The following is a 13,318-nucleotide window of genomic DNA, read 5'->3' on the forward strand; positions in this document are numbered from 1 at the left end:
TTAACAACTTCAACCACTTGCGCTTCAGATCTCTCGTCAGCGGGAGGCGAATTCTACAGCGTTACACGCTGCTGTCAACACCTCTTTTTCAACTTCCTTCGGGCTTCGATGAACTGAAGCAACCTGCCATCGAAAACTGCGTAACTCTTTGTTTACCAAGGAGTTTTCCGTTTCGACTGCGCCGGAAGTGGGGCGAATTATAGGCTTCCAGAATCTGCCGTCAAGCACTGAATTCGGTTTTCTATCAATAACTTGCAGCAGGCGCCTAAACGCCCTGATTGAAGCTATATAGAGGAGAAAAACGCTCCTCTATATAGAAGAGCGCTATCAGAGAACGCCCGAAGCCTTGAGCGCGGACACGGCTCCAGCCTCCAAGCCGAGTACACGCTGCAAAACCTCCAGCGTATGCTCGCCTAACAAAGGCGGCGCATACCGGTACTCCACCGGCGTCTCGGACAATCGAATCGGACTGGCCACCTGGGGCACCATTCCAGCCAACGCGTGAGGCAGCTCGATCGCCAACCCGCGCGCCTTGACCTGGGGGTCTTCAAACATCTGCGCCAGATCATTGATAGGGCCGCACGGCACACCGGCCTGCTCCAACTGAGCGACCCATTCAGCGGTCGTCTTGAACACCGTAGCCTGGCGAATCAGCGGAATCAGCACCGCCCGATTTGCCACCCGCAGCTTGTTGGTGGCAAAACGCGGATCGTCGGCCCACTGGGGCTGCCCCGCCACTTCGGCAAACTTGCGGAACTGGCCATCGTTGCCGACAGTCAGGATGAAATCGCCATCTGCCGTAGGAAAGTCCTGGTAGGGCACGATGTTCGGATGCGCATTGCCCAGGCGTTTTGGCGCATTGCCCGTCGTCAGGTAGTTCATCGCCTGATTGGCCAGGCACGCAACCTGCACATCCAGCAATGCCATGTCGATATGCTGGCCGCCACCGTCGTGGTCTCGATGCGCAAGCGCTGCCAGGATGGCCACCGTGGAATAAAGCCCGGTGAGGATATCCGTCAGCGCCACGCCAACCTTGACCGGTCCCGCCCCCTCTTCGCCTTCAGGTCGACCCGTCAGGCTCATCAGGCCACCCAGGCCCTGGATCATGAAGTCATAACCCGCACGCTTGGCGTAAGGGCCCGTTTGCCCAAACCCGGTAATTGAGCAATAGATCAGGTCGGGATTGATCGCCTTCAGCGACGCATAGTCCAGACCGTAGGCCGCCAAGCCACCGACCTTGAAATTCTCGATCAGGATGTCTGACTTGGCCGCCAGCTCACGCACCAACTTCTGCCCCTCTGGACGCGTGAAGTCGATGGTGACCGATTGCTTGTTGCGGTTGGCCGACAGGTAATAGGCGGCCTCGCTGGTGTTCTCGCCATAGGCGTCCTTGAGGAACGGCGGGCCCCAGGCGCGCGTGTCATCGCCATTGCCCGGACGCTCGACCTTGATCACTTCGGCGCCAAGGTCGGCGAGGATCTGCCCGGACCACGGCCCGGCCAGCACCCGCGATAAATCCAGTACCCGTAGATGCGAAAGCGCGCCCATGACGTTCTCCTGTTAATAGAACGCCTGGATGCCGGTCTGCGCGCGACCGAGGATCAGCGCGTGGACGTCGTGGGTTCCCTCATAGGTATTCACCACTTCCAGGTTGACCAGATGTCGAGCAACCCCGAACTCGTCCGAGATACCGTTGCCGCCCAGCATGTCACGGGCCATGCGCGCGATATCCAGGGACTTGCCGCAGGAGTTGCGCTTCATCATCGAGGTGATTTCAACCGCCGCAGTACCTTCGTCCTTCATGCGACCCAGACGCAGGCAACCTTGCAGCGCCAGGGTGATTTCGGTCTGCATGTCGGCCAGCTTCTTCTGGATCAGCTGGGTGGCGGCCAATGGGCGACCGAACTGCTGGCGGTCCAGGGTGTATTGACGCGCGGTGTGCCAGCAGAATTCGGCGGCGCCCAGTGCGCCCCACGAGATGCCGTAACGGGCCGAGTTCAGGCAAGTGAAAGGACCTTTCAGACCACGGACGTCGGGGAGAATGTTCTCTTCCGGAACGAACACGTTGTCCATGACGATCTCACCGGTGATCGAAGCACGCAGGCCAACCTTGCCATGAATCGCCGGGGCGCTCAGGCCTTTCCAGCCCTTTTCCAGAACGAAGCCACGGATGTCGCCGGCATCGTCCTTGCCCCAGACCACGAACACATCTGCGATCGGGCTGTTGGTGATCCACATCTTGTTGCCGGTCAGGCTGTAGCCGCCTTCCACTTTGCGTGCACGGGTGATCATCGCACCCGGATCTGAGCCATGGTTAGGCTCGGTCAGGCCGAAGCAGCCGATCCACTCGCCCGAGGCCAGTTTTGGCAGGTATTTCTGTTTCTGCGCTTCGGTACCGAATTCATTGATCGGCACCATCACCAGTGAGGACTGAACGCTCATCATCGAACGGTAGCCGGAGTCGACACGCTCGACTTCACGGGCAATCAGGCCGTAGCTGACGTAGTTCAGGCCACTGCCGCCGTACTGTTCCGGGATGGTGGCGCCCAACAGGCCCACTTCGCCCATTTCGCGGAAGATCGCCGGATCGGTCTTTTCATGGCGGAAAGCTTCGAGCACGCGCGGCGCGAGACTTTGCTGGGCAAACTGCGCAGCGGTGTCGCGGATCATGCGCTCTTCTTCGGTGAGCTGTTGATCCAGCAGCAGGGGATCGATCCAGTTGAAGCTAGCTTTACCGGCCATGAGTGTGTCCTCTCGAAACAGGTCAAATAACGTGCAGTGATCCTAGGCCGGGTTAGACGCTTGGGCAAACGAGGATTTCGCATACTGTTGTGCTAATTTCTCACTCCGAGACGTCGCAAAACCCTTTCAAGGCGATGTATTAGTGAGGTTGACGTACATGCGCAGGAAAATACCCAGCACCACGGCCCTGATCAGCTTCGAGGCGGCCGCGCGCCATGAAAGCTTCACCAAGGCCGCCCAGGAGCTTTCGCTGACCCAAGGGGCCATTTGCCGACAGATCGCCAGCCTCGAGGAGTTCCTCAGCGTGGAGCTGTTCCGACGCTCCCGGCGCGGGGTCAAGCTGACGGAGGCGGGCCTTTCCTACAGCCGCCGGGTGGCTACCCAGCTCGATGCGGTGGAGCGCGATACCCTGTCCGTGATGGGCCAGCAGGGCGCCAACGTAGTAGAACTGGCCGTGGTTCCGACGTTTGGCACCCAGTGGCTGCTGCCCAGGCTTAAGGATTTTCAGCAGAAACACCCGGAAGTGACGGTCAACTTGACCAACCGCACCCGGCCGTTCCTGTTTGCCGACACCGATTTCGACGCGGCGATCTATTTCGGTGATGCGGATTGGTCGGGTACTGAATCCCACAGGTTGATGGGTGAAAATCCGATGCCCGTGTGCAGCCCTAACCTGCTGGGCAACAAGAATGCCCTGACACCCGCCGAAATCGCCGACCTGCCCCTCCTGCAACAGACCACCCGCCCCTACGCCTGGCGCCAATGGTTCGCCTCGCAGCACCTGAACGTGCCGCGGGACATGACAGGGCCACGCTACGAGCTATTCTCCATGCTGGCCCAGGCCGCGATGCACGACATGGGTATCGCGCTGATCCCGCCGTTCCTGATTCAGCGCGAACTGGCCGAGGCACGCCTGGTGATCGCCAACCCCCAGGCACTCTCCAGCATCAAGGCGTATTACCTGATGATTCCCGAGAGAAAGGTCGAATCGGCGTCTTTGAGGGCTTTTCGGGACTGGTTGGTAACTCAGGCCCATGGCTACAGCCTAGAGGGATAAAGGCCACCGGCACTTACCTGACCTCGTAGTCAGAAAAATTAAAACCCTACAGATATAAGTATTTGTCGCCTGGAGGAAAACTGTAAACCAAAGCAGCACAAACGTGCCACAAGCGCCTGACGACGCGGCTTTGCGCCACTATTTCATTGCCATGCCGCATCATTCATATGGCCGATGTGTAAATTGTTTGATTTGCGCCAGAATCCACGAAAGGCACGGCCTAGACGGGATTGAGCCGTTTGGTTGCGACATTCGGTCACGGGGTGACTTGTAGTTAATTTTCCGTCACCCGTCATAATCCCTTGAAGGGCACAAAGTTCGCCTGCAAAATGCCGCGCCCCGCCTGATTTTGGTGGGGTCGTGCTGATCGGCCGCCCCAGCCGCACCATCCGTAGTGCATGGGTTTACTCAATAAGATCACGCAGGAGATTTGACGTGCACATTGGTGTTCCTCTCGAAACCCAGACCGGTGAAACACGGGTTGCTGCAACCCCCGAAACCATCAAGAAGCTGATCGGCCAGGGTCATAAGGTCACTGTACAAAGCGGCGCCGGCGTCAATGCCAGCGTTGTCGACAGTGCTTATGAAGCCGCCGGCGCAGCCATTGGCAGCGCCAGTGAGGCGTTTGGTGCAGAGCTGATTTTGAAGGTCGTCGCCCCCAGCGACAGCGAGCTTGCGCTGATAAAGAGCGGCACCGTTGTGGTGGGGATGCTCAATCCGTTCAATAACGAAACCATCGCCAAGATGGCCGAGTGCGGCATTACCGCCTTTGCCCTCGAGGCCGCGCCGCGCACTTCCCGCGCACAGAGCCTCGATGTGCTGTCCTCGCAAGCCAACATCGCCGGCTATAAAGCCGTGTTGCTGGCCGCTCATCATTATCCGCGCTTCATGCCGATGCTGATGACCGCTGCGGGTACCGTGAAAGCGGCGCGGGTGCTGATTCTCGGCGCCGGTGTTGCCGGATTGCAGGCCATCGCCACGGCGAAACGCCTGGGTGCGGTGATCGAAGCGTCCGACGTTCGCCCTGCGGTGAAGGAGCAGATCGAATCCCTCGGCGCCAAGTTCGTCGACGTACCTTACGAGACCGATGAAGAGCGTGAATGCGCCGTCGGTGTCGGCGGTTACGCCCGCCCCATGCCGGCCAGCTGGATGCAGCGTCAGGCTGTGGCCGTGCACGAGCGCGCCAAACAGGCTGACATCGTCATCACCACGGCACTGATTCCGGGTCGCAAGGCACCGACGCTGCTCAGCGCGGAGACCGTGGCACAGATGAAACCCGGCTCGGTGGTCATCGACCTCGCTGCGGCCCAGGGTGGCAACTGCCCGCTGACCGTGGCCGACCAGGTGGTTGTCGAGAATGGCGTGACCATCGTTGGCCCGACCAACCTGGCTGCCGCCGTTGGCGCCGATGCCTCGGCACTGTATGCACGCAACCTGCTGGATTTCATGAAACTGTTGTTCGATAAAGAAGGACAACTGGTGATCAACCTTGAAGACGATATCGTCGCCGCGTGCCTGATGTGCCGCGACGGCCAGATCGTGCGCAAGAACGGCTGAGGATAAAAACAATGGAAGACATGCTGATCTCTCACGGTATCTACAACCTGATCATCTTCGTGCTGGCCATCTACGTTGGCTACCACGTGGTCTGGAACGTGACACCTGCACTGCACACCCCGCTGATGGCCGTCACCAACGCCATCTCGGCCATCGTCATTGTGGGCGCCATGCTCGCTGCCGCCCTCACCGTGACCCCGCTGGGCAAGACCATGGGCACCCTGGCCGTGGCCCTGGCCGCGGTCAACGTGTTCGGGGGTTTCCTGGTCACCCGGCGCATGCTGGAAATGTTCAAGAAGAAAGCGGCCCCAGCAAAAGCGCCGGCAGCCAAGGCCGACGCTATCAAGGCTGAGGTGCAGCAGGCATGAGCATGAATCTGGTTACTTCCCTGTATTTGATCGCCTCGGTCTGCTTCATCCAGGCGCTCAAGGGACTCTCGCACCCCACCACGTCGCGTCGCGGCAACCTGTTCGGTATGCTCGGCATGGGCCTGGCGATCCTCACCACGGTCGGCCTGATCTACAAGCTCGGTGCTGAGCTGGCCCATGACGGCATCGTCTACGTGATCGTCGGCCTGCTGATCGGCGGCACTGTCGGCACGATCATGGCCAAACGCGTTGAAATGACCAAGATGCCCGAGCTGGTCGCCTTCATGCACAGCATGATCGGCCTGGCAGCGGTGTTCATCGCCGTGGCCGCCGTGGTCGAACCGCAGTCGCTGGGCATCGTGCAGAACCTCGGTGATGCGATCCCGGCCGGTAACCGCCTGGAACTGTTCCTCGGCGCAGCCATCGGTGCGATCACCTTCTCCGGCTCGGTCATTGCCTTCGGCAAGCTGGCGGGCAAGTACAAGTTCCGCCTGTTCCAGGGCGCGCCGGTGCAGTTTGGCGGTCAGCACAAGCTGAACCTGCTGCTGGGCCTGGCCACACTGGCCCTGGGCGTGACCTTCATGCTCACCGGCGACTACACCGCTTTCGGCGTGATGCTGGCCCTGGCCTTCGTGCTCGGCGTGCTGATCATCATCCCGATTGGCGGTGCCGACATGCCGGTCGTCGTGTCCATGCTCAACAGCTACTCCGGCTGGGCGGCGGCGGGTATCGGCTTCTCGCTGAACAACTCGATGCTGATCATTGCAGGTTCCCTGGTAGGTTCCTCCGGCGCCATCCTCTCGTACATCATGTGCAAGGCGATGAACCGTTCCTTCTTCAACGTACTGCTTGGCGGCTTCGGCAATACCGTCGACGCAGGTCCTGCAGGCGCCAAGGAAGCTCGCCCGGTGAAATCCGGTTCGGCTGATGACGCAACCTTCCTGCTGACCAACGCCGACACCGTGATCATCGTGCCGGGCTACGGCCTGGCGGTAGCGCGGGCCCAGCATGCACTGAAAGAATTGACGGAGAAGCTGACCCATCGCGGCGTGACCGTGAAGTACGCGATCCACCCGGTTGCCGGTCGTATGCCAGGGCACATGAACGTTCTGCTGGCCGAGGCCGAAGTGCCTTACGACCAGGTGTTCGAGATGGACGACATCAACTCCGAGTTCGGCCAGGCCGACGTGGTGCTGGTGCTGGGCGCCAACGACGTGGTCAACCCGGCCGCGAAGAACGATCCGAAATCGCCGATTGCCGGCATGCCGATCCTCGAAGCGTTCAAGGCCAAGACCATCATCGTCAACAAGCGTTCGATGGCCAGCGGCTACGCCGGCCTGGACAACGAACTGTTCTACCTGGACAAGACCATGATGGTGTTCGGCGACGCCAAGAAAGTCATCGAGGACATGGTTAAAGCCGTCGAGTAAGACCGCTTCGCAGTAACACAACGCCCCGACTCGTCGGGGCGTTTTTGTTTGCGCAAATCGTCGGACAAAACTACGCCTTTATTACCGATCCGGTAATGGTGTTTTGCTCGAAAGGCCCGGAATAGACGCCTTTATTGCGACCTTGGTAGCGGGACAGGAGCCGGCGTAATTCACTAGACTGCACGTCCTGCTACCCGTTGCCCGAGATAACAATCCATGTACCGTGACCGTATTCGCCTGCCTTCGTTGTTGGATAAAGTGATGAGCGCTGCCGACGCCGCCGCTTTGATTGAGGACGGCATGACCGTCGGCATGAGCGGCTTCACCCGCGCCGGCGAAGCCAAGGCAGTACCTCAAGCGCTGGCCGAGCGCGCCAAGGTCACACCGCTGAAGATCAGCCTGATGACCGGTGCCAGCCTGGGCAACGACCTCGACAAACAGCTCACCGAAGCCGGCGTGCTGTCGCGGCGTATGCCGTTCCAGGTTGATAGCACTCTGCGCAAGGCGATCAATGCCGGCGAAGTCATGTTTATCGATCAGCACCTTTCGGAAACCGTAGAGCAATTGCGCAACCAGCAACTGAAACTACCGGACATCGCCGTGATTGAAGCCGTGGCGATCACCGAGCAAGGGCACATTGTGCCAACCACTTCGGTGGGTAACTCGGCCAGCTTCGCGATTTTCGCCAAACACGTCATCGTCGAGATCAACCTGGCGCACAACCCGAATCTCGAAGGTCTGCACGACATCTATATCCCGACGTACCGCCCGACCCGTACACCGATTCCCCTGGTGAAGGTCGATGATCGCATCGGTAGCACCGCCATTCCGATCCCGCCGGAGAAAATCGTCGCGATCGTAATCACCAATCAGTCGGATTCGCCCTCCACTGTGCTGGCGCCAGATGCAGAAACCCAGTCCATCGCCGACCACCTGATCGACTTCTTCAAACAGGAAGTCGCGGCCGGGCGCATGACCAACAAGCTCGGCCCGCTGCAGGCCGGGATCGGCACCATCGCCAACTCGGTGATGTGCGGCTTGATCGATTCGCCATTCGAAGACCTGACCATGTACTCCGAGGTACTTCAGGATTCGACCTTCGACCTGATCGACGCCGGCAAGCTGAGCTTTGCTTCGGGCAGCTCGATCACCTTGTCGAGCCGGCGCAATGCCGACGTGTTTGGCAACCTGGAGCGCTACAAGGACAAACTGGTGCTGCGCCCGCAGGAGATTTCCAACCACCCTGAAGTGGTCCGTCGCCTGGGCATCATTGGCATCAACACGGCGCTGGAGTTCGACATCTACGGCAACGTCAACTCCACCCATGTGTGCGGTACGCGGATGATGAACGGCATCGGCGGCTCGGGCGACTTTGCGCGAAATGCGCACCTGTCCGTGTTCGTGACCAAGTCGATCGCCAAGGGCGGCTCGATTTCCAGCGTGGTGCCAATGGTCAGCCATGTTGACCACACCGAGCACGATGTCGACATCCTCGTGACCGAAGTCGGCCTGGCGGACTTGCGCGGCCTGGCGCCCCGGGAGCGCGCCCGGGTCATCATCGACAAATGTGTGCACCCGGACTACCGCCAGGCACTGAATGACTACTTCACTGCCGCGTGCGCCATCGGCGGCCATACCCCGCACATCCTGCGTGACGCGCTGAGCTGGCACATCAACCTGGAAGAAACCGGGAAAATGCTGAAGTCGTAATGGGTACAAATAGCAGCTGACGCAAACACAGTTTCGTCAGCTTGCTATTGCCACGCTTAAATCTGCAAAAAACTGTACTGCTGTACTGGTCATTTCCTACGGAAAATACCTACGCCCACACATCAAAACCCCGATATCGCACCAAATCAGTGCAGACAAGTACAGTTGCCTCATTTTCGACCAGTACACCCCCTATAAACAGTTAACTGAGCTCTCACAATACAGATGAACTGTATCTACAGAGACTAGGCAAACGAGAGGATCATGGCCACCAGTCAAGCCACTACCTAATCCCGCCATAAGCGGAAGGATGTAAACCATGGAACGTACACTCAGTTCCGAACTGTTCTTCGAAGACACCGCTGCAAAAACCCAGGCTTCCATGCCTCTGCGCGTTATCGCCAACCTGATGCTGTGGCAGCGCCGCATCTCCAGCCGCCACCAACTGGCTCGCCTGGATTCGCGTCTGCTGGCTGACGCCGGGATTAGCGAAGCACAACGCTACGAAGAGCTGAGCAAGCCGTTCTGGCGCTAAGTTAGCGTCGCTGGCGACGACCTGCAGGGTCCACCGCCAGCAACCCGAATTGAACAAACAAAGCCCGTCGTGGGAAGCCACGACGGGCTTTGTCGTTTCAGAGACTGTCAGCGCGAAACAAGTACAGTTTCGTCAATTTGCGATTCGACCAATACAGTTATACGATGGCTTTTCATCTGTTCAAACTGATTTCCAGCAACCTTTTCTCATACAGGCTGTTCGAAACGGCCTGCCCAGGCCTAATATCAAGCCAGAACGTGGCGCCCCTCGATTGTCTGGCGTCTGATCATCAGACACTGCGCCACCTCTTTATCGTCTTATCCAAAGGAGTTACACCATGTCCCGTCTTCGTCTGCTCAGCGCTGCAGCCCTGCTTGCCGTGGCGGCCAATGCCCACGCCACCAGCTTCATCGTGACCACCGATGCGGTCGTCGGTGCACTCAAATCCTCGTCCGACGCGACCTCCGACGTCACCTCTTCGTTCAAGGACGACAAGATCGTGCTCGCAGCCCGTGACGACGCCGCCAGCTTCGTTGCCAGCGAAGGCAGCATCCGTGGCGTGAAACTGGAAAGCGCACTCGATCACATTCGCCATCAGGCTCCTCAGCTGAACGCAACAGACGCACAGTTGGCCCAAGCCATCCTGACCATCTAATAAGCGTTTGCCTGATGTGGGACACGCTTGCCGTGTCCCCATGTTTCCGCGCTGGCTCTAGCCCGGGCCTTGCGCTAGCCTTGGGACTCACTTTCAACTGTCGAGTCTCATGCGTTTTCTTTCAAATCTATTGATCACTCCAGTCTTTCTTGCTGCCAGCTACTCGGGGGCGGCCCATGCCTTCGACGCGTTCAACCTGTCTACCCAAGGTATAGTGGCCAGCAGTTATGCCTCAAGCCTGGTGACCTCTGCCCCCTTCGACCATAAACTGCTGCTCGCCGCCAGGGATGATGCCGCGGCATTCGTCGCCAGTGATGGTCAAATGAGAGGCGTACGACTGGAATCGGCCTTGTCTTACCTGCGCCACGCCCAGCCAAAACTTCATGCCAGCGACCTTGAACTGGCACAGGCAATTCTCGTCCAATAGTTATCCCAAGTTCCTCCGGAGTCGTTCCATGCGTAACCCGCTGATTGTTGCCACCCTTGGCCTGCTGTTGTTGGCTGATGTGGCCCAGGCCCAAACCCTGGTTGCCACCAGCAACATCCTCATTCGTGCCACCCAGCGCACACTGGATTTCACTTCCGACACGACGACGTCGATCCGCGACTCGAAAATCGTCCGCGAAGCCCAGGACGATGCGGCCAGCTTCGTCGCCAGCAACGGCGATATTCGTGGCGCGCACCTGGAGTCCGCTCTCAATTTGTTGCGCACGCGCGTTCCGCAAGCCCGCGATGCCAGTGACCAGGATCTCGCCGAAGCCATCCTCGCACTGTGAGGTCTCCAGCTGCCTTGCTGTTGGCCGGGGTCATGCTGCTGTTTGGCAGCACGGCCCACGCCGACCTCGAACTGCACCTCAAGACTGAAGGCCTGAGCCCCGCCCAACAGCAGGCCAGCCAGGCGTTGCTTGATGAAGCAATGCGGGCTCTGCCGCCGCAGTTCATCGAGCAACTCGACCGGCGCATCGACGTCGGCTGGATCGATGACATGCGCAGCGATGCCTATGGCCAGGCGTCGCCAGTATCCGAACTCGACCTGAATCGCAAGCTGCTGGCCAGCCTCACCGACGGCAGCGCCGCGAGCAAGAAAACCAATCGCCCCCATGGCACTGTGCGCCGGGAATTACTTGCAACGGTGCTGCACGAGCTGACCCACATTTATGACCGCTCACGCCTTTGGCCGAATGCGCAGCGCACGCTGATTCAACGCTGCACCCGACAGGAGAGCAGCTCGGGACTGGTGGGCATTCCCGACCAATGCCGTGGCCAATCGGGCCGGCGCTTCACCCTCAGCGACGACCCACGCCTGCTCGACCTCGCCGGTTGGCAGCAATACGTTGGCCGGCGTGGCGAGCGCGAACAGCACAACCGCCAGATCGCCCGCAGCCCGGACATCTACGAGATCAGCAGCCCGAAGGAATTCGTCGCGGTCAACATGGAGTATTTCCTCCTCGACCCGAGCTACGCCTGTCGTCGCCCTGCGCTTTACCGCTACTACAAGGAGCACTTCGGCTGGGCACCCGCCGCCAAAGGCGATTGCGCCAAGACGTTTGCATTCCTCAACGCCGGCAATGACTTCGCCAAGACGCCGCTGGGCCAGGTTGATCCGGAGCGGGTCTACGCCGTCGACTATCTGCTGGCAGAGGCCAACCAGAACTGGGTCAGTCGTTGGGGCCACAGCATGTTGCGCCTGGTGATCTGCGCCCCGGGTAGGCCCCGCGGGCCGGATTGCCGCCTGGACCTGGACCAGCACCTGGTACTGTCCTACCGCGCGTTCGTGGGCGACGTACAGTTATCGAGTTGGGATGGCTTGGTGGGTAAATACCCGTCACGCCTGTTCGTGCTGCCGCTGGCCCAGGTGATCGACGAATACACCAAGACCGAGTTACGCAGCCTCGCCTCCGTGCCGCTCAACCTCTCGCGTGACGAGATTGAAAACGTGGTGGAGCGTGCCGCCGAGATGCACTGGAGTTACGACGGCAACTACTTCTTCCTGTCGAACAACTGCGCCGTGGAAGAGCTGAAGTTGCTGCGTGGCGGCACCAACAACTCAAAGTTGGTCGCCCTGGACAACATCATGCCCAATGGCTTGCTGGAAGTGCTGAAGGGCCGTGGGCTGGCGGATACCAGCGTGCTGGACGATCCGCGTGAAGCCCTTCGCCTGGGGTATCGCTTTGACTCTTTCCGCGATCGCTATCAAGCGATGTTCGAGGTATTGCGAAAGCACCTGCCGATCAAACAGGAAAAGGTCGAAGACTGGTTGTCCCTGACCGCAGCAGAGCGCCGCCAATGGTTCGATCAGGCGGATTTGCGTACCAGCGCGGCCTTGCTCTTGCTGGAACAGGCAAGCTATCGCCAGCAGCTGCTCCTGGCTCAGGACGAGGTTAAACAACGTTACCTGGGTGCCCGTGAGTTGAAAAACGGCGGCATGGACAAAGCCAACGAGACACTGAGGCAAATTCTCGACAACAGCGGTTTTCTCAGTCGTCCGGCGGAATTGCTTGGCAGCGGCGGCTATGGCTTGCCGCAACCTGCCGAATCGCAACACCTGGAATCGGAAACCAGCCTGCGGCAGAAGCAGCTTCAGGTATTGGCCGGGGATCTGGACAAGGAAGTCAGGGCGCTACTCGATCCAGACCGTGCTGCGGAAATGGCGGCCAACGAAGCCAACGTGAAGCAGATTGGCGAACACCTGCGCAAGTTGCACAAGGCTTCGGGCGGATTAGAGTTGCCTTGAGGTTGTAAAAGCAAAGATCGCAGCCTCCTGTAGGAGTCGCCGGAGGCTGCGATCTTTTTTATCAATACAAAACGCCCTGCAATACCTCGTAAACAATGCCCGTACCCGCAGCAATCAGCACAACGTCCGCACCCGCACGACGCCATTCGTAACCCGGGTAATTCGGCAGTCGCTCCAACGCCCTGTTATCCAGGCGTTCGCCGTAATAGCCACGGGGCAGTGGCCGGCCGCGCTCCAGATAAATGCCTGGAGGCAGCGGCGCACCACGGACGAAATAGTCATGATGGTCGTGAATCGCCTGGCGCACCGGGGCAAAGTCTCGAGGAGGCGGCGCACCGCGATGGTTGTCCTGCCCGCCACGATGGTCATTGTCGCGGTTATCGTAATGGCCCTGTTGCGGGCCGCCGTGGTCATGATCGTCGCGCTGATCGGCGCTGGCGTGCAGCAACGGGGTGGCACTGAGCATCAGCACACCCAGGCTGGCTATCAGACGTTTCGGCATTTTCATTTGGGTTTTCCTCACAACACCT

13 protein-coding genes are annotated in these 13,318 nt (G+C 59.5%); 10 read left to right on the top strand and 3 right to left on the bottom strand.

All coding sequences use genetic code 11. The features are described from left to right. Positions 1–327: 327 nt before the first annotated feature. Positions 328–1,548 (bottom strand): CaiB/BaiF CoA transferase family protein, encoded by a 1,221-nt coding sequence (locus ACYP2Q_RS08600; protein ID WP_459730100.1) that lies wholly within the window; start codon positions 1,546–1,548, stop codon positions 328–330. Positions 1,549–1,560: 12 nt separating this feature from the next. Then, positions 1,561–2,742, bottom strand: coding sequence for an acyl-CoA dehydrogenase (locus ACYP2Q_RS08605; protein WP_459730101.1), 1,182 nt, complete (start codon positions 2,740–2,742; stop codon positions 1,561–1,563). A gap of 157 nt (positions 2,743–2,899) precedes the next feature. On the opposite strand from ACYP2Q_RS08605, the gene ACYP2Q_RS08610 reads away from it, so the two are divergent. The 10 genes from ACYP2Q_RS08610 (at position 2,900) to ACYP2Q_RS08655 (ending at position 12,788) form a co-directional block, all read left to right on the top strand. Further along, complete coding sequence (locus ACYP2Q_RS08610) at positions 2,900–3,799, top strand: LysR family transcriptional regulator (RefSeq protein ID WP_459730102.1); 900 nt, start codon at positions 2,900–2,902, stop codon at positions 3,797–3,799. Between the two features lie 435 nt (positions 3,800–4,234). Continuing rightward, positions 4,235–5,356: a Re/Si-specific NAD(P)(+) transhydrogenase subunit alpha gene (locus ACYP2Q_RS08615; RefSeq protein WP_459730103.1), complete on the top strand. Its 1,122-nt coding sequence runs from the start codon at positions 4,235–4,237 to the stop codon at positions 5,354–5,356. 11 nt (positions 5,357–5,367) lie between these two features. Then, positions 5,368–5,724, top strand: a complete 357-nt coding sequence (locus ACYP2Q_RS08620) for an NAD(P) transhydrogenase subunit alpha part 2 (protein WP_459730104.1) — start codon at positions 5,368–5,370, stop codon at positions 5,722–5,724. Continuing rightward, a complete protein-coding gene (locus tag ACYP2Q_RS08625; protein ID WP_459730105.1) occupies positions 5,721–7,154 on the top strand; it encodes an NAD(P)(+) transhydrogenase (Re/Si-specific) subunit beta in 1,434 nt (477 codons plus the stop codon). Before ACYP2Q_RS08620 ends, ACYP2Q_RS08625 begins: the two co-directional genes overlap by 4 nt. A 216-nt stretch (positions 7,155–7,370) precedes the next feature. Beyond that, positions 7,371–8,864 carry an acetyl-CoA hydrolase/transferase family protein gene (locus ACYP2Q_RS08630; RefSeq protein ID WP_459730106.1) on the top strand — a complete coding sequence of 498 codons (1,494 nt, stop codon included), beginning with the start codon at positions 7,371–7,373 and terminating at the stop codon, positions 8,862–8,864. 319 nt (positions 8,865–9,183) lie between these two features. Continuing rightward, complete coding sequence (locus ACYP2Q_RS08635; protein WP_007902752.1) at positions 9,184–9,399, top strand: DUF1127 domain-containing protein; 216 nt, start codon at positions 9,184–9,186, stop codon at positions 9,397–9,399. 337 nt (positions 9,400–9,736) lie between these two features. After that, positions 9,737–10,054, top strand: a complete 318-nt coding sequence (locus tag ACYP2Q_RS08640) for a DUF2388 domain-containing protein (protein ID WP_459730107.1) — start codon at positions 9,737–9,739, stop codon at positions 10,052–10,054. Positions 10,055–10,163: 109 nt separating this feature from the next. Next, positions 10,164–10,481, top strand: a complete 318-nt coding sequence (locus ACYP2Q_RS08645; protein WP_274073861.1) for a DUF2388 domain-containing protein — start codon at positions 10,164–10,166, stop codon at positions 10,479–10,481. Between the two features lie 28 nt (positions 10,482–10,509). Further along, positions 10,510–10,830, top strand: coding sequence for a DUF2388 domain-containing protein (locus ACYP2Q_RS08650; protein ID WP_046818707.1), 321 nt, complete (start codon positions 10,510–10,512; stop codon positions 10,828–10,830). A 32-nt stretch (positions 10,831–10,862) separates the two neighbouring features. Beyond that, complete coding sequence (locus tag ACYP2Q_RS08655) at positions 10,863–12,788, top strand: DUF7844 domain-containing protein (RefSeq protein WP_459730108.1); 1,926 nt, start codon at positions 10,863–10,865, stop codon at positions 12,786–12,788. A 61-nt stretch (positions 12,789–12,849) separates the two neighbouring features. Here the strand turns inward: ACYP2Q_RS08655 and ACYP2Q_RS08660 are convergent, their stop codons facing one another. Further along, entirely contained in the window at positions 12,850–13,296 is a 447-nt protein-coding gene (locus ACYP2Q_RS08660) for an anti-virulence regulator CigR family protein (RefSeq protein WP_459730109.1), read from the bottom strand. Between the last annotated feature and the right edge of the window lie 22 nt (positions 13,297–13,318).

Source organism: Pseudomonas sp. MHK4, assembly GCF_054600775.1.